Origin of the sequence: Mesorhizobium sp. M4A.F.Ca.ET.020.02.1.1, assembly GCF_004022645.1 — a bacterium.
Taxonomy (GTDB): domain Bacteria; phylum Pseudomonadota; class Alphaproteobacteria; order Rhizobiales; family Rhizobiaceae; genus Mesorhizobium.
The window spans coordinates 1-788 of record NZ_RZOI01001263.1 but is presented as its reverse complement, the minus strand read 5'-3'; the positions used below and the strand labels follow the sequence as shown (position 1 = coordinate 788).

The 788-nt window shown below is 64.0% G+C and carries 1 protein-coding gene; it reads right to left on the bottom strand.

What is annotated here, in order from left to right:
* A partial coding sequence (locus tag EN742_RS36510; RefSeq protein WP_245492500.1) for an ATP-binding protein occupies positions 1–788 on the bottom strand: 788 nt, incomplete at both ends.

Below are 788 nucleotides of genomic sequence, written 5' to 3'. Positions count from 1 at the left end.
CCTGGACGGCGCGCGGCAGCGTCACCGTGAACCAAAAGGTCGAGCCCTTGCCTTCGGCGCTCTCGACACCGATCTCGCCGGCCATCAGATCGACCAGCCGCGAGGTGATGGCCAGGCCGAGCCCGGTACCCTCGTGCCGCCTGGTCGAGGAGGTGTCGACCTGGCTGAACTTTTCGAACACAGCCCTCAGCTTGTCCTCGGGGATGCCGATGCCGGTATCGGTGACCGAGATGGTCAGCTTCGTTCCCATCGGCACGCGCTCGCCGGTGACGTCGACCAGCACATGGCCTTCGTCGGTGAATTTTACCGCATTGCCGAGGAGGTTGGTGACGATCTGCCTGATGCGCCCGACATCGCCGATGAAGTGGCTGTCGAGGCCCGGCTGGACGCGCACGATGAGCTCGAGATCCTTCTCCTTGGCGCGCGTCGAAACCAGCGTCGCCACATCCTCGATCGCCTCGGCCAGGTTGAAGGGAGCCGGATCGAGCACCATCTGGCCGGCGTCGATCTTGGAAAAGTCGAGGATGTCGTTGATGATGGTGAGCAGCGCGTTTCCCGACTTGACGATGATGTCGGTGAAGGTCTTCTGCTTGGGGTCGAGATCCGACTTGGCCAGCAGCTCGGCCATGCCGAGCACGCCGTTCATCGGCGTGCGGATCTCGTGGCTCATATTGGCCAGGAATTCCGACTTGGCGCGGTCGGCGAGCACGGCGCGCTGCCGCGCTTCGCTGAGCTCGGCCTCGCGCTGCTTGAGCTCGGTGATGTCGGTGGTGGAGCCGATGAGATAG